Here is a 15,158-nt window from a genome sequence, read left to right as displayed (position 1 = left end):
CGGTGACGGTGCGGCAACCGCCCCAGACAGACGGAGGATACTCAATGACCCGCTGGATTTTAGGAACCGTGGCTGCAACCGCGCTTCTAACCGGAACTGCTTTCGCAAAAACTGACGTCACGATCGGCCTACAGCTAGAGCCACCGCATTTGGATCCGACGTCGGCTGCGGCAGGCGCGATTGACCAAGTGCTGTACTCCAACGTGTTCGAAGGATTGATGCGCTTTGCGGCGGATGGATCTGTCGTCAATGGCTTGGCCAAAGATTGGAGCATCTCCGAGGACGGGAAAACCTATACCTTCACCCTGCACTCCGATGTGAAGTTCCACGACGGCACTGATCTAGAAGCAAGCGATGTGGTTTTCTCCTTGGATCGCGCCCGCGCCGAAGATTCTGTGAACGCCCAAAAGGCTCTGTTCGACAACATCGAAACGGTGGAGGCCGAGGATAACCTAACCGTCAAGGTGACGCTGACCGCTCCTCAAGGGAACTTCCTGTTCAACATGGCTTGGGGCGACGCCGTGATCGTGGCCCCTGAAAGTATCGATGACATCAAGGTCAAACCAGTTGGCACCGGCGCGTTCATGTTCAACGATTGGAAGCAGGGCGACAGCATCACACTCGTGCGCAACCAAGGCTATTGGGGGGATGCCCCCAAGCTGGAGGAAGCAACGTTCAAGTTTATTTCCGAGCCCACGGCAGCCTTCGCCGCGATGATGGCCGAGGACGTTGACGCCTTCTACAGCTACCCCGCGCCTGAAAATCTCGCGCAGTTTGAAGCGGACCCTCGCTTCACCGTGTTAGCTGGCAACACCGAGGGCGAAACAATCCTCGCCATGAACAACAAGCAAGCGCCGTTCGACAACATTTTGGTACGCCAAGCGGTCAGCCACGCGATCGACCGCCAATCGGTCATTGACGGGGCCATGTTCGGCTATGGCACCCCTATTGGGTCGCACTTTGCACCACATAACCCCGCCTATGTAGACCTGACAGGGAACTCCGAATTCAACCCCGAGAAGGCGAAGGCATTGCTCGCCGAGGCAGGTTTGGCGAACGGCTTCAAAACGACCCTAAAGCTGCCTCCGCCATCTTATGCGCGGCGCGGCGGCGAGATCATCGCGGCGCAGCTGCGTGCGGTTGGCATTGAGACTGAAATCAGCAATCTGGAATGGGCACAATGGCTGGAACAGGCCTTCCGTGGCAAGGATTTTGGCCTGACAATCGTAAGCCACACGGAGCCGATGGATATCGGCATCTACGCGCGGCCTGACTACTACTTCCAATACGACAACCCCAAGTTGCAAAAGCTGGTTGCTGATCTTGATGTCGAGGTTGATGCGACCAAGCGCACCGACATGTTACAATCCGCGCAGATGATTATTTCGGCGGATTACGTGAATGGCTATCTGTTCCAACTGGCCTTAACGTCGGTGGTGAACGCCAAGTTGCAGGGGCTCTGGCCCGATGCACCGACACAGGCGATTGATCTGACCGGCGTTAGCTGGTCCGAATAGACGCGGAGCATAGCGGACCACATGATACGCTATGCCCTCAAAAGAATAGGCTCGCTCATGATCTCCTTGATCGTGGCGAGCCTTGTCATTTTCGCCTGCATCGAAGTGATCCCAGGTGACCCTGCATCATTCATGCTGGGTATCAACGCGCAGCCCGATACGGTTGCAGCCTTACGCGAAGAACTGGGCCTCAACGCCTCACTTTCAGTGCGATACCTGTCATGGGTCACGGGCATGTTGTCGGGGGATTTTGGCACCTCCTACACCTATCGCACACCCGTCGCAGAGATCATCGCGGAACGCCTTTGGCTCTCGCTCCCGCTCGCATTGATCGCATTGGGTTTGACCGTGTTTATCGCTTTCCCAATCGGGATACTCGCAGCCACCAAGCGCGGATCATGGACGGACATGTCGGTGATGGGGGCCACGCAGCTTGGCATCGCGGTGCCTAACTTCTGGTTTGCCATGCTGATGGTTTTGCTCTTCGCGATCAATCTGCGGTGGTTCTCTGCAGGGGGATTTCCGGGATGGGATAACCCGTTCGCCGCGCTCAAGGCATTGACCTTACCATCCATCGCATTGGCACTTCCGCAGGCATCTATCCTTGCGCGCGTCATGCGCTCAGCCCTGCTCGATACATTGTCCGAGGACTACATCCGAACCTGTCGAGCAAAGGGTCTAACAAGGCGGCAGGCGCTTTGGCGGCACGCTTTACGCAACGCCATGATACCCGTGCTCACAATCATCGGGTTGCAGTTCTCATTCCTTCTGGCTGGCGCAATTATTATCGAAAACGTCTTCTACCTGCCGGGTCTTGGTCGCTTGGTATTTCAAGCCATATCGCAGCGGGATTTAATCATGGTTGAAAGCGTCGTTTTCTTGCTGGTCTTCGCTGTCATCATCGTAAACTTCGCCGTTGATCTGGCCTATGCTTGGGTCGACCCTCGTCTAAGGGCCCGTGTATGAGAGGCCGTGTATGAGGAACTTGATCGTAGGCCTAACTCTCACCGCAATCTTTGTGCTCGCCGCCTTGGTATCTTTCCTCTGGACGCCCTACGATGTCACCGTGCTTGAGATTGCAAACAAGCTAAAGCCCCCAACCTTCTCGCATTGGTTCGGCACGGATCACTTCGGGCGCGACATCTTCTCGATGATCATGGTTGGTGCGCGCACCTCAATCGCTGTCGCCGTGGTCGCAGTAGGCATCGGTATGGGGCTGGGTGTGCCGCTTGGCCTTGCCGCCGCTGCTCGAAAGGGGTCATTTCTGGACGAGGTGATTATGCGCGGAAACGATCTTATCTTCGCATTCCCCTCGCTTCTAATCGCAATTCTAATTACCGCGATATTCGGCCCTTCCGCGGTCAACGCCATCATCGCCATCGGCATATTTAACATACCGGTTTTTGCTCGTCTGACACGCGGCGCCGCCATGTCCCTATGGACCCACGATTATATTCTTGCAGCGCGGGTGGCGGGTAAGGGCGCGACGCGTATCTCGGTTGAACACATCTTGCCCAATGTAGCGAACTTGTTGATCGTCCAAGGCACTATTCAGTTCAGTCTAGGCATTCTGGCCGAGGCCGCGTTGTCCTACGTAGGCCTAGGTGCGCAGCCCCCAACGCCATCATGGGGGCGCATGTTGGCCGACGCGCAAACACTGATCGCCTTGGCGCCCCATGTGGCTCTATTCCCAGGTTTCGCAATCCTGTTCACGGTCTTGGGTTTAAACTTGGCCGGAGACGGCATTCGCGATCTATTAGACCCTAAATTGAGGGTTCAGCGATGACGCTTTTGTCAATCGACAAACTATCCCTATCCATTCGCGGCACGCCGATCTTGCGCGGGGTGTCTTTGTCCATTGGGGCCGGCGAAATTCTTGGCGTCATCGGGGAAAGTGGCTCTGGCAAATCGCTCACGGCTTTGTCCGTTCTCCAGCTTTTGCCCGACGGCGCTGCGTGCACTGGGAGGATAACACTGATGGGGCAAGATGTGCTCACTCTGACAGAACAGAGCCTTTGCGCAATGCGTGGGCGCGATGTTGGTATGGTGTTTCAAGAGCCTATGACGGCCCTAAATCCGGTGCAAACCATAGGCGCGCAAGTTGCCGAGACCATCTTGATCCACGAACCCAATACAACAAAATCAAACGCGCGAAAACGTGCAGAACAGGCTCTAACACGATGCGAATTGCCTCAGGATCGTTTTCCACTGAGCCGTTACCCACATGAATTATCCGGCGGGCAACGCCAACGCGTGGTGATCGCTATGGCCATCGCGCTACAACCCAAACTGCTCATCGCGGACGAGCCGACCACGGCATTGGATGTCACAACTCAGGCGGAGATATTAACCCTTCTGACACGGCTCGTGCGCGAGGATGGGATGGGCTTGATGCTCATCTCTCACGACTTGGCTGTGGTCAGCAACATGGCCCACCGCATCGCGATCATGAAGGACGGGCAAGTTGTCGAGGCCGGCAACGCAGATCTGCACCGCACCATGACCCACCCCTACACTAAGGCATTGTTCGCCGCGTCCAACCACCAGCCGGATCGACGCGTCACGCCCAAGGAAGTGCCGCTGCTGGATGTACGCGGTGCAACCCGCGACTACGCGCTACCCCGCAAATCCTTGTTCGGTACCCCGGCCAAGTTTCGCGCCGTTGACGCAGTTAGTTTTCAGATCAACAAAGGGGAGAGCTTAGGTCTCGTTGGAGAAAGCGGATGTGGAAAATCGACCCTAACACGCGCCATATTGGGTTTGGAGACCTTGCAAGACGGTAGTGTTTTTCTCGATGGTGAACCCGTTGGTCCAAATGTTCTTCGCAAGATGCAGGTGGTTTTCCAAGACCCTTACGCCAGCTTTAACCCACGACACAAAGTCAGGCGCCTAGTGGCGGAACCTTTTCATGTGTTGGGGCGCAAAGCTACGGAGGCCGAGGTCGACGAGGCCTTGACCTCGGTTGGCCTGACACCCTCAGACAAGCACAAATACATCCACGAGTTCTCAGGCGGTCAACGCCAACGTATCGCCATTGCGCGCGCATTGATCATCAAGCCAGAACTCATCGTGTTGGACGAGGCGGTCTCAGCATTAGACGTCTCTATCCGTGCGCAAATCCTCGACCTGCTCGCAAAACTGTCGAACGACTTTGGCCTAACCTACCTGTTCATCTCCCATGATCTATCGGTGGTCCGCGCCATCACGGATAGGTGCTTGGTGATGAAGGCAGGGAAGATCGTTGAGGAAGGCAAAACCGAAGACTTGTTTAACGCCCCGTCTCATCCCTACACTCAAGCCCTAATCGATGCCGCCCCTCAGCTTCCAATCGCATAGAAAGGCACTCTCATGAGCAGTCAAGACATCTGGTTCGATCCTTCATTGTGCTTCATCGGTGGTGCTTGGGTCGATCCTGCGGGCGGGCTGACGCTGAATTTGGAAAACCCATCAAATGGCGAAGTGATTTGCCAGATCGCACGTGGGCAAGATGCCGATGTGGACCGCGCGGTCACAGCCGCGCAAGAGGCTTTGGACGGCCCTTGGGCGCGCATGACCGCCCCAGAGCGCGGGCGAATCTTAGCTAGAATCGGACAGCTGGTTTTGGACCACTCCGACACGTTGGCGCGGCTTGAAGCCATGGACGTAGGCAAGCCCTTAAAGCAAGCGAAAGCCGACGCGTTGGCATTGGCACGCTACATGGAATTCTATGGCGGTGCTGCAGACAAGTTGCACGGTCACACGATCCCTTATCTGGACGGCTACACAGTCTACACCCTGCGCGAACCGCATGGCGTAACTGGGCATATCATCCCTTGGAATTACCCTATGCAAATCATCGGTCGCTCCGTCGGGGCGGCCTTGGCGATGGGTAACGCCGCCGTCCTAAAGCCAGCCGAGGAGGCTTGTTTAACGGCCCTCGCGTTCGCCGATCTCACACGCCAAGCCGGACTACCGGATGGTGTGTTAAACGTGGTCACGGGATTGGGCGCGGAAGCGGGTGCCGCGCTGTCCGGCCACGCGGGGGTGCACCATGTCTCCTTCACTGGGTCAGTTGGGGTCGGCAAATTAATCCAGCGCCAAGCCGCCGAAAACATCGTCCCTGTGACGCTGGAACTCGGGGGCAAATCCCCGCAACTTGTGTTCAACGACGCGGACATCGATGCCGCCCTGCCGTTCCTCGTGAATGCTGGGGTGCAAAACGCCGGACAAACCTGCTCAGCATCATCGCGCATCTTGGTGCAACGCGGGGTGTTCGACGAAGTGCTGGACCGTATGGCCGCGCGCTATGGCGAATTGCAGGTCGGGCCTGCCACGTCCGATCTGGATGTCGGCCCCCTTATCTCATCCCGTCAGAAGGAAATCGTTGAGGGTTTCCTCGCCCAAGGCACATCTTTGGAATTGGCGGCTCAGGGCCAAATCGTAGGCGATGCTCCGGTGGGCGGCCATTACGTGGCGCCAACATTATTCGCGGGTGTCAGCCCCGGCCACGTGTTGGCTCAAGAGGAAATCTTCGGCCCCGTCCAAGTGGTGATCCCGTTTGACGATGAGGCGGAAGCCCTCGCCATCGCGAATGGAACTCAGTTTGGTCTTGTCGCCTCCGTTTGGTCCCGTGACGGCGCGCGGCAGATGCGTCTGGCAAAAGCGCTGCGCTCTGGGCAGGTGTTTTTGAACAACTACGGCGCGGGCGGCGGGGTGGAGCTGCCTTTTGGCGGCACGGGCCTATCTGGTCATGGCCGCGAAAAAGGGTTCGAGGCCCTGTATGGATTCTCAACGTTAAAGACCGTCGCAGCGCTGCATGGATAACCTCAAAATCATACCCCTGAACGCGCAGGATGATTTCGTGCGGGTGCGGGATTTATGTGAACGGGCCAGTGACTATGTGATGCTGGAAGAAGGCCATCCTCCCGACGATGCTTATGTGACGCGCACGCTCAATGAGGCCCCTCCAGTGTGCGGTCCCGATGACATTTTCCTGCGCGGTATCGAGCGCGAAGACGGGTCTCTTGCAGGGATAGCCACATCCATTCGCCATTTCTATGAGCACGGCGAATGGTACATGGGTTTGCTCATGTTAGACCCGAAAGAGCGGGGTGGCGGCCTTGGACGCAAGGTTGCCCAACATGTCATCGATGAAGCCTGTGATGACGGTGCGCCATGCATCCGCATTGCGGTGCTTGACGCCAACACACGCGGTCGGAAATTTTGGGAAAGCCTCGGCTTTACCCACGAGAAATCAGTGCAGAGTGACGATCACTTACGCCATGTCTTGAAACTAGATTTGAAGGAGGGCCCCGATGCGGCTTGAAGGAAAAACAGCGATCATCACTGGAGGGGCTTCGGGTTTTGGCGCGGGGATCGCCATGAAGTTTGTGTCTGAGGGAGCCAATGTTTTGATCGCTGATCTAAACGTGGATATGGCCAATGATCTGGCGTCTCAGCTGGGTAGTTCAGCACGTGCTGTCAAAACCGATGTCGCGCAAGAAAGTAGCGTGAAATCTATGGTTCAAGCCACATTAGAGTCATTCGCGCGTGTCGACATCTTGATCAACAATGCAGGAACCACGCATCTGCCAACCGCATTGGAGGACGTCACGGAAGACGACTTCGACAGGGTGTTTGCGGTCAACTGCAAGTCGGTCTACCTGACCGCCAAGCACGTGGTTCCTCTTTTGAAAATGCAGGGCAGCGGGGCGATATTGAACGTGGCCTCCACTGCAGGAGTTAGCCCACGGCCACGCCTGAATTGGTACAACGCTTCTAAGGGCTGGATGAACACAGCGACCAAAACCATGGCAGTGGAACTTGCCCCCGACGGCGTTCGCGTCAATGCGATCAATCCGGTGGCGGGCGAGACACCATTGCTCAAAAGTTTCATGGGGGAAGACACGCCCGAGGTTCGTGCCAAGTTCATCGCCACTATCCCACTAGGCAGGTTCTCCACCCCTGAGGATATGGCCAACGCCGCCCTCTATCTATGTTCGGACGAAGCCGCGATGGTCACAGGCGTGTGCATGGAAGTCGACGGCGGGCGGTGCATCTGATGCGGGCTGGTGCACGCAACTTGATCACGGATGTCGCGGGCCTGAAGGTCGGACATGCGCAAGATGATAGTTTGAAGTCTGGTGTCACGGTGTTGACCGCAGACGCCCCTTTCGTGGCCTCAGCGCACATTATGGGCGGCGCACCTGGGACGCGAGAAATTGCATTGCTAGACCCAGATAAGTCTGTGGAAGGGGTCGACGCATTAGTCTTGTCAGGCGGATCAGCGTTCGGGCTGGACGCGGCATCTGGTGTCACCACCGGATTGCGAAATCAAGGGCGCGGTTTTCTCGTTGGCAACATGCGAGTGCCGATTGTCCCGTCAGCGATCATCTTCGATTTGCTAAACGGAGGGCGTAAGGATTGGGTCGATAATCCTTATACTGATATGGGGGGCGCCGCCTTGGCGAGTGCCTCAACCGACTTCGAGCTAGGTAGTATTGGCGCAGGGACTGGGGCTACATCGGCGACTTATAAGGGCGGATTAGGATCTGCCTCGCTGGTTTTAGAGGACGGTGTAACAATTGCCGCCCTGGTCGTCGCGAACCCCATCGGCAGCGTTGTGACCCCCGACGGAAAGTTCTGGGCGGCACAATCCGAAATCGATGCAGAGTTTGGCGGCTTGGGGGGCGACCCAGCCTCCTATGGTGCGACGCGGTTGCCGTTGAAGACTGATGCACGCGAGGCCGGCAATACGACCATCGCAATAGTGGCAACAGACGCCAAACTGACCAAGCCGCAATGTAAGCGCATGGCGGTTGCGGCCCATGACGGCATGGCACGGGCCATTGTGCCATCCCACACCCCAATGGATGGTGACTTGGTCTTCGCAGTGTCTAACGGTGATAAGCAAGGCGATCCAATGGCGATCGGCCATGCCGCCGCGACGTGTCTGGCCCGCGCGATTGCACGTGCGATCTATCTCGCAACACCTTCTGAGAACGACGTACTGCCATGTTTTTCAAAACCAACTTAGGCACTGTTCTGATGACTGTTTATGGTGCAAACATGTGCCGACCATTTTTCTTTTTGTAGGATGATACCATGACCAAGGGCACCGCTCTTTTTGACCTCACAGGCAAGCGAGCACTTATCACAGGATCGTCTCAGGGCATCGGCTACGCCTTGGCTCAAGGCTTGCAGGAAGCAGGGGCTGAAATTGTCTTGAATGGTCGTGATACGGTCAAGCTTGCGGCGGCTGCAAAGGCTCTAAACACGCCTCATATGCTGCCATTTGATGCATCAAACCACGAAGCTGTTCGAAAAGCCGTGGACGAGTTCGAGGCCTCCACTGGCGCTATCGACATATTGATCAACAACGCTGGCATGCAGCACCGAACCGAGTTGGAGAACTTTCCAGCCGACGCGTTTGAGAAAATGCTGCAGACCAATGTCGCCTCTGTTTTCCACGTAGGTCAAGCCGTCGCCCGCCATATGATCGGGCGTGGCGCGGGTAAAATCATCAACATCGCGTCGGTCCAAACGGCGTTGGCCCGCCCCGGCATTGCCCCCTACACCGCCACCAAGGGCGCGGTGGGAAATCTCACGAAAGGCATGGCCACCGACTGGGCAAAACATGGTTTGCAATGCAACTCCATAGCGCCCGGCTATTTCGATACCCCGCTGAATGCGGCCTTGGTTGCTGACGGTGAATTCTCGGCTTGGCTTGAAAAACGTACTCCGGCGGGGCGTTGGGGCAATGTCGAAGAACTTGTGGGAGCAGCGATCTTCTTGTCTTCGCCCGCCTCCAGCTTCGTCAATGGCCATACTCTATATGTCGACGGCGGCATCACGGCGTCTTTGTAAATGCTCAAGGCAATTATAATGGGGGTCGCGGGCTCCGGAAAATCCTCGGTGGGTGCCGCTATCGCGAAAAAGATCGGGGCAAGCTACCACGACGGGGATGACCTGCACCCGCAAAGCAACATCGACAAGATGGCGGCGGGCACTGCGCTGAACGACGAAGACCGCGCCCCGTGGTTGGATAGCGTCGGCAGGGCATTGGCGCAGTCAAATGCGCCGTTAATCATCGGCTGCTCAGCACTCAAGCGGTCTTACCGTGACCGAGTTCGCGCCGTATGCCCCCAGACCAAATGTATACACCTAGCGGGGTCACGCGAGGTGATCGAGGCGCGGATGTCAGCAAGAAAAGGCCATTTCATGCCAGTTAGCCTGCTCGATAGCCAATTTGCCACGCTGGAAACTCTTGAGGCCGATGAAGCTGGATTCAGCGTAAATATCGCGCAGAATTTAGACGCGGTGGTGGCCGAGATGGCTGCCCATTTGATCGACGAATACTGACCTTCGTTGGGGCGCCTAATGCCACGACACAAAGTCGCGGGTTTCCACATGGGCGGGCCTCAGTTAAACAAGGCCCATGAATTGGAATATTCCTAATATCCTGACGCTCTTGCGTTTGCTGGCAGCCCCGGGCGTGGCAGTCATGTTTTTATACTTTCAACGGCCTTGGGCGGATTGGTTCGCGCTTGTGTTGTTTGTGACTGCAGCGCTCACGGATTGGCTGGATGGCTACTTGGCCCGCGCGTGGAAGCAAGAAAGCAAGTTCGGTGCGATGCTAGACCCGATTGCTGATAAGGCGATGGTCGTGATCGCGCTACTTGTGATCACGGGCTTTTCAGGCATGAACCCTTGGGTTCTATTGCCCTCCACGTTGATTATGTTTCGCGAAGTCTTCGTATCAGGGCTGCGCGAGTTTCTTGGCGACACCGCAGGGCTTCTGAAGGTAACCAAGCTCGCGAAATGGAAAACCACCGCACAAATGACCGCCATCGCGGTTTTATTTGCAACCGGCTTGTTCCAGCATGAATTTTTGGACCGCACGTCTGGGATGGATGACGCATTGTTGGACGCGATTATGTCAGGGGAAATTGATGACCCTTTGGGCCTGAATTGGTTCGCCGCAGCCGCGAACGCGACGTTCAAAGTCGGCGTAGTCCTGCTTTGGGCGGCCGCCGTTTTAACGCTGATCACCGGGGGGGACTACCTTCGTAAAGCAATGCCTTTCTTACGTGACGAGCAAAAACAATGATCAATGTGTTGTACTTCGCATGGGTGCGGGAACGCATCGGCTTGCCTAAAGAAAAGGTCGAAACCAGCGCCACTACCGTTATGGGATTAGTAGATGAGTTGCGCGCACGCGAAGAACGTTACGCGCTGGCATTCTCGGATCTATCGGCGCTTCGTGTGGCGTTGGACCAAGACCTGTCCGACTTTGACGCGAGCCTTGATGGCGTGCGCGAAGTAGCGTTCTTTCCGCCAATGACGGGCGGCTGATTGCAATGCGGGTTGTTGTCCAAGAAGCCCCTTTCGATCCTGGCGCGGAGCTAAATGCCTTTGGCAAGGGCGACACTGATATTGGCGCTGTGGTCAGCTTCACGGGCGTGACGCGAGATGTCTCTGGCGGATTGAGCCGTATGCAGATTGAGCATTACCCTGGCATGACCGAACGCGCCCTGACCCAAATTTGCGAAGAGGCGCAAAGCCGCTGGAGCCTTGCAGATCTTTTGGTCATCCATCGTCACGGTGTGATGGAAGCAGGCGACAACATCATGATGGTCGTCACGGCCTCCCGTCACCGCGCAGATGCATTCGCTGCCGCCGATTTCTTGATGGATTATTTGAAATCACGCGCACCGTTTTGGAAGAAAGAAGTCACCGTCGATGGGGCTGACTGGGTCGCCGCGAAAGACAGTGACGAAGACGCGCTGGACCGCTGGTCTCAGTGAACGCTGCGACAGCATAATCCTGCGCGCCTTCCCCAGCCATCATAGACCACGTTATTCCTTGCTACTGACCGTCACTTCCCCTAAACGCGCCAACTGAACACCAAGTCTCCGCTACCTTGTCAAAACGGAATAATATTATGACACGTCTTCTACCTGGCATCTTTGCCATGGCCCTCACAGTTGTGGCCTCCAACGTTCTTGTACAGTTCCTGCTCGGGGATTGGCTCACATGGGGCGCTTTCACCTATCCAATCGCATTCCTCGTCACTGATGTGATGAACCGCATCTACGGCGCATCTGCCGCGCGGCGGGTGGTCTTTGTGGGCTTCCTTGTCGGCATCGCCTGCTCCCTCATCGGGTCGCAAATCATGCTGGAATTCGGCCCCGCCGTGCCACTACGCATCGCCGTGGCATCTGCCATCGCTTTCTTGACTGCCCAACTTTTGGACGTTTCGATCTTCGACCGCTTGCGCGAGGGTCAGTGGTGGAAGGCACCACTGGCATCAACCATTGTTGGCTCCATCGTCGATACCGCCTTGTTCTTCACCATCGCTTTCTCCGCCTCGGTTACATTCTTTGGTGCAGGAAATGACGAAGCGATTTCATGGGCTTGGGAAGGCGTTCCGCTGCTCGGTCAAGGCGCAGTATTGCCGCTTTGGGTCTCGCTTGCCGTGGCCGACTGGGGTGTGAAACTCTCCATTGCCTTAATCGCCTTGGTTCCGTTTCGCATCCTCGTTTCAAAGTTTTCGCACAAGATGGCGTAGAAAAAACTTGAGTTATCCACAAGATGTGGCACCATCCTTACTAACAGCAACCAGTAGAAAGGAGGTGTCCATGTCTAGAGTGATATTGGAGCAACGTGTCAGGCAAGGTACGGAGGTGCGTGTCTAGGGGCAGCCCCCTAACTCACACCGAGGTATCCGGTCATAGATCGACCTGACCCACCTCCATCAGACTCGGAAAGGGCGTCCCGTGCTGTGGGCGCCCTTTGCTTTTGTAAATCAACCAATCTCTTTTCTCTCACAGCCCCAGCGCAACTCCCCAGTGTCACGCATAGCGGGTTCCCAGCGCCGATTACGCCCTCCCCCCTATACAATGCTGCGCAAGCAGCGTATTGCCCCCCACTTGCGGTGCGCTTTCAGGGCTCGGACCGCTTTTGGCGGCCAAATAGGGGTGGCTGCCGTTCCCTTTCCGCCCTGCACAGAAAAGAGTGACCCGTGATCCAATCTATTCAAGACGCGCTGACCGAGCGCGGCTACACCGACCTGACTCCCGTACAAAAAGCCGTAACCGGCGACGAGTACCAAGGCGCTGACCTTCTGGTCTCCGCGCAAACCGGCTCGGGTAAAACAGTGGCCTTCGGCCTTGCCATCGCCCCAACATTGCTTGGCGAAGAGCTCCGCTTCGACCGCGCAGCAGCACCTTTGGCTTTGGTCATCGCCCCAACCCGCGAATTGGCCTTGCAAGTGAAACGCGAGTTGATGTGGCTCTACGCCAAAGCTGGCGCGGTTGTTGCGTCCTGCGTGGGCGGCATGGACATGCGTGACGAACGCCGCGCGCTGGACCGTGGAACACATATCGTAGTGGCCACACCGGGTCGTCTTCGTGACCACATCCAACGCGGCTCTATCGACCTAAGCGAAGCCCGTGCAGTTGTGCTTGATGAAGCTGATGAGATGCTGGATCTCGGTTTCCGCGAAGACTTGGAATTCATCCTCTCCGAGGCCCCCGAGACACGCCGCACTTTGATGTTCTCGGCGACAGTTCCCGCGTCCATCGCACGTCTGGCGAAGAGCTACCAGAAGGACGCGATCCGCGTCACCACGAAGGCCGAAAACAGCCAGCACTCCGACATTGAATACCGTGCGATGGCCGTTGCCCCGCGCGATGCCGAGAACAGCCTGATCAACGTCCTGCGCTACTACGAGGCCCCAACCGCGATCGTGTTCTGTAACACTCGCGCCATGGTGAACCGCTTGACGACCCGCTTCTCGAACCGTGGGTTCTCGGTTGTGGCTTTATCGGGTGAGTTGAGCCAGAACGAGCGCACCCACGCCCTGCAATCCTTGCGTGACGGCCGCGCCCGCGTCTGCGTGGCCACCGATGTGGCCGCCCGCGGTATCGACCTGCCGAACCTAGAGCTGGTGATCCACGCGGAGCTGCCAAACAACCACGAAACATTGCTTCACCGCTCTGGCCGTACGGGCCGTGCTGGTCGCAAAGGTGTCAGCGCGCTGATCGTGCCCGCCAAGATGCGCCGCAAGGCAGAGCGTCTGTTGCAAGGTGCGAAGGTGAAGGCCGACTGGGGCGAAGCCCCGTCCGCCGACGACGTAAACGCCCGCGACGAAGAACGCTTATTCAATGACGCAGTATGGACCGACACGCCTTCCGATAGTGAAGCTGGTTTGGTTGCCAAGCTGGTTGAGCGTTTCTCACCAGAGCAAGTCGCAACAGCCTACACGCGTATGTTCCGTGAGCGCCAATCCGCCCCCGAAGATTTGGCACCGGCCAACTCCGACGCACCCAAAGCACGCCCTGCCTTTGGGGCAAGCGTGTGGTTCTCCATCTCCATCGGGCGCAACGACAACGCAGAGCCACGCTGGTTACTGCCAGCCATGTGCCGCGCAGGTGATCTGACCAAGGACGACATTGGCGCGATCCGCATCCAGCAAAACGCCAGCTTTGTGGAAATCCTGAAGACCAGCGAAGAAGGCTTCCTGAAAGCCCTTGGCGACGACATGAAACTGGAAGACGGCGCCATCGTGACCCGTCTTGATAAGGCGCCGGACTTCGATTCCATGCCACGCCCGAAAGGCGGCAAGAAGAACTTCGACAAGAAGCCTTACGACAAAAAACCACGCGATAATAAGCCGTATGACAAGAAGCCATACGATAAGAAGCCACATCGCGGCGACTACGACACCCCACCACGCCCTGCCGCTACCGAGCAGCCTAAATCGGGCAAAAGCATCGCAGACGCACGTCCAGCCGGTGCCGTAACTGGGCACAAATCCCAAGGCGACAAAAAACCGTATGAGAAGAAGCCCTATGAGAAAAAGGGCGACAAGAAACCATACGACAAAAAGCCATATGAAAAGCGCGGCGATAAGCCCGACTACGACAAGAAACCTGGTGGCAAGAAGCCGTTCAAGAAGGCCGATGGCGACAAGCCATTCCGCAAGAACGACGGCGATAAGAAGCCATATGACAAGAAGCCTGGTGGTAAAAAGCCATTCAACAAGGCGGACAGCGGCAAGCCTGCGGGCAAACGCCCATCAGCAAGCGCCAATGACACCTCCAAGCGCTTCACCCCTCCGGGTGGCAAAGGCAAGCCTCGCGTCAGCAAAGGTGCAGGTGCAACACCACGTCGCGGTAAGGGCAAACCTTAATCCGACGTATTCACGGCAAGGATCATAGGGTATCAACACCCTATGATCCGCGTGAACGACAATATTACCATTGAAGACTGGGAACTGGCCGAGAGCTTCACCCGCGCCCAAGGGCCGGGTGGGCAGAACGTCAACAAGGTCTCTACCGCAGTGGAGCTGCGGTTCGAGGCGGAGCGATCCCCTAACCTAACCGCCCCCGTAAAGACCCGTCTCAAGCGCCTTGCAGGGCGTCGTTGGACTAATGAGGGGGCGTTGATTATCTTTGTGCAAGAGACCCGCTCTCAGGCCCGTAATCGCGAGCTGGCCGAAGAACGCCTGCGCGAGATTATTCTCAAGGCGCTGGAGACTCCCAAACGTCGGATCAAGACCCGCCCCACACTAGGGTCGCAACGTCGACGCATCACCGCGAAAAAACAGCGCGGTGAAGTGAAGAACTTGCGCGGTAGAGTTAAGGATGATGATTAGGG

Annotated in this window: 16 protein-coding genes; all 16 read left to right on the top strand. The window is 56.9% G+C overall.

Going from position 1 to position 15,158, the window contains the following annotated elements:
• Positions 1-44 precede the first annotated feature (44 nt).
• The 16 genes from ABJN86_RS08790 to arfB all read left to right on the top strand — a co-directional run bounded on the left by ABJN86_RS08790 (position 45) and on the right by arfB (position 15,156).
• Entirely contained in the window at positions 45-1,517 is a 1,473-nt protein-coding gene (locus tag ABJN86_RS08790; RefSeq protein ID WP_348366395.1) for an ABC transporter substrate-binding protein, read from the top strand.
• A 21-nt stretch (positions 1,518-1,538) separates the two neighbouring features.
• Complete coding sequence (locus ABJN86_RS08785; RefSeq protein ID WP_348366393.1) at positions 1,539-2,483, top strand: ABC transporter permease; 945 nt, start codon at positions 1,539-1,541, stop codon at positions 2,481-2,483.
• A gap of 10 nt (positions 2,484-2,493) precedes the next feature.
• Positions 2,494-3,303 carry an ABC transporter permease gene (locus ABJN86_RS08780; RefSeq protein WP_348366391.1) on the top strand — a complete coding sequence of 270 codons (810 nt, stop codon included), beginning with the start codon at positions 2,494-2,496 and terminating at the stop codon, positions 3,301-3,303.
• Positions 3,300-4,853 carry a dipeptide ABC transporter ATP-binding protein gene (locus ABJN86_RS08775; protein ID WP_348366389.1) on the top strand — a complete coding sequence of 518 codons (1,554 nt, stop codon included), beginning with the start codon at positions 3,300-3,302 and terminating at the stop codon, positions 4,851-4,853. The genes ABJN86_RS08780 and ABJN86_RS08775 overlap by 4 nt, the downstream gene beginning before the upstream one ends.
• 12 nt (positions 4,854-4,865) lie before the next feature.
• On the top strand, positions 4,866-6,320 hold the full coding sequence (locus ABJN86_RS08770; RefSeq protein WP_348366388.1) for an aldehyde dehydrogenase family protein: 1,455 nt from the start codon (positions 4,866-4,868) through the stop codon (positions 6,318-6,320).
• Positions 6,313-6,822, top strand: coding sequence for a GNAT family N-acetyltransferase (locus tag ABJN86_RS08765; RefSeq protein ID WP_348366386.1), 510 nt, complete (start codon positions 6,313-6,315; stop codon positions 6,820-6,822). Before ABJN86_RS08770 ends, ABJN86_RS08765 begins: the two co-directional genes overlap by 8 nt.
• A complete protein-coding gene (locus ABJN86_RS08760) occupies positions 6,812-7,558 on the top strand; it encodes an SDR family oxidoreductase (RefSeq protein ID WP_348366384.1) in 747 nt (248 codons plus the stop codon). The genes ABJN86_RS08765 and ABJN86_RS08760 overlap by 11 nt, the downstream gene beginning before the upstream one ends.
• A complete protein-coding gene (locus ABJN86_RS08755; protein ID WP_348366382.1) occupies positions 7,558-8,532 on the top strand; it encodes a P1 family peptidase in 975 nt (324 codons plus the stop codon). The genes ABJN86_RS08760 and ABJN86_RS08755 overlap by 1 nt, the downstream gene beginning before the upstream one ends.
• A 68-nt stretch (positions 8,533-8,600) precedes the next feature.
• A complete protein-coding gene (locus ABJN86_RS08750) occupies positions 8,601-9,362 on the top strand; it encodes an SDR family oxidoreductase (RefSeq protein WP_348366380.1) in 762 nt (253 codons plus the stop codon).
• On the top strand, positions 9,363-9,857 hold the full coding sequence (locus ABJN86_RS08745; protein ID WP_348366378.1) for a gluconokinase: 495 nt from the start codon (positions 9,363-9,365) through the stop codon (positions 9,855-9,857).
• A gap of 76 nt (positions 9,858-9,933) precedes the next feature.
• Entirely contained in the window at positions 9,934-10,605 is a 672-nt protein-coding gene (gene pgsA, locus ABJN86_RS08740) for a CDP-diacylglycerol--glycerol-3-phosphate 3-phosphatidyltransferase (RefSeq protein WP_348366377.1), read from the top strand.
• Positions 10,602-10,850, top strand: coding sequence for a molybdopterin converting factor subunit 1 (gene moaD / locus ABJN86_RS08735; RefSeq protein WP_348366375.1), 249 nt, complete (start codon positions 10,602-10,604; stop codon positions 10,848-10,850). The genes pgsA and moaD overlap by 4 nt, the downstream gene beginning before the upstream one ends.
• Before the next feature lie 5 nt (positions 10,851-10,855).
• Positions 10,856-11,302 carry a molybdenum cofactor biosynthesis protein MoaE gene (locus ABJN86_RS08730; protein WP_348366373.1) on the top strand — a complete coding sequence of 149 codons (447 nt, stop codon included), beginning with the start codon at positions 10,856-10,858 and terminating at the stop codon, positions 11,300-11,302.
• Between the two features lie 137 nt (positions 11,303-11,439).
• Positions 11,440-12,066 carry a queuosine precursor transporter gene (locus ABJN86_RS08725; RefSeq protein WP_348366372.1) on the top strand — a complete coding sequence of 209 codons (627 nt, stop codon included), beginning with the start codon at positions 11,440-11,442 and terminating at the stop codon, positions 12,064-12,066.
• Between the two features lie 453 nt (positions 12,067-12,519).
• Positions 12,520-14,691 carry a DEAD/DEAH box helicase gene (locus ABJN86_RS08720; protein ID WP_348366370.1) on the top strand — a complete coding sequence of 724 codons (2,172 nt, stop codon included), beginning with the start codon at positions 12,520-12,522 and terminating at the stop codon, positions 14,689-14,691.
• A 42-nt stretch (positions 14,692-14,733) separates the two neighbouring features.
• Positions 14,734-15,156, top strand: a complete 423-nt coding sequence (gene arfB / locus ABJN86_RS08715) for an alternative ribosome rescue aminoacyl-tRNA hydrolase ArfB (RefSeq protein ID WP_348366368.1) — start codon at positions 14,734-14,736, stop codon at positions 15,154-15,156.
• Positions 15,157-15,158: the final 2 nt, after the last annotated feature.

Source organism: Litoreibacter sp. (assembly GCF_039974535.1).
Taxonomy (GTDB): Bacteria; Pseudomonadota; Alphaproteobacteria; order Rhodobacterales; family Rhodobacteraceae; genus Litoreibacter.
This window is presented reverse-complemented; position numbering and strand designations above follow the sequence as displayed.

Coding starts and splice junctions, on each gene's coding strand:
- ABJN86_RS08770 (WP_348366388.1), top strand. CDS start 4,866: ATGAGCAGTCAAGACATCTGGTTCGATCCTTCATTGTGCTTCATCGGT.
- ABJN86_RS08790 (WP_348366395.1), top strand. CDS start 45: ATGACCCGCTGGATTTTAGGAACCGTGGCTGCAACCGCGCTTCTAACC.
- arfB (WP_348366368.1), top strand. CDS start 14,734: ATGATCCGCGTGAACGACAATATTACCATTGAAGACTGGGAACTGGCC.
- ABJN86_RS08785 (WP_348366393.1), top strand. CDS start 1,539: ATGATACGCTATGCCCTCAAAAGAATAGGCTCGCTCATGATCTCCTTG.
- ABJN86_RS08730 (WP_348366373.1), top strand. CDS start 10,856: ATGCGGGTTGTTGTCCAAGAAGCCCCTTTCGATCCTGGCGCGGAGCTA.
- ABJN86_RS08755 (WP_348366382.1), top strand. CDS start 7,558: ATGCGGGCTGGTGCACGCAACTTGATCACGGATGTCGCGGGCCTGAAG.
- ABJN86_RS08760 (WP_348366384.1), top strand. CDS start 6,812: ATGCGGCTTGAAGGAAAAACAGCGATCATCACTGGAGGGGCTTCGGGT.
- moaD (WP_348366375.1), top strand. CDS start 10,602: ATGATCAATGTGTTGTACTTCGCATGGGTGCGGGAACGCATCGGCTTG.
- ABJN86_RS08750 (WP_348366380.1), top strand. CDS start 8,601: ATGACCAAGGGCACCGCTCTTTTTGACCTCACAGGCAAGCGAGCACTT.
- ABJN86_RS08780 (WP_348366391.1), top strand. CDS start 2,494: ATGAGGAACTTGATCGTAGGCCTAACTCTCACCGCAATCTTTGTGCTC.
- ABJN86_RS08745 (WP_348366378.1), top strand. CDS start 9,363: ATGCTCAAGGCAATTATAATGGGGGTCGCGGGCTCCGGAAAATCCTCG.
- ABJN86_RS08775 (WP_348366389.1), top strand. CDS start 3,300: ATGACGCTTTTGTCAATCGACAAACTATCCCTATCCATTCGCGGCACG.
- ABJN86_RS08765 (WP_348366386.1), top strand. CDS start 6,313: ATGGATAACCTCAAAATCATACCCCTGAACGCGCAGGATGATTTCGTG.
- ABJN86_RS08725 (WP_348366372.1), top strand. CDS start 11,440: ATGACACGTCTTCTACCTGGCATCTTTGCCATGGCCCTCACAGTTGTG.
- pgsA (WP_348366377.1), top strand. CDS start 9,934: ATGAATTGGAATATTCCTAATATCCTGACGCTCTTGCGTTTGCTGGCA.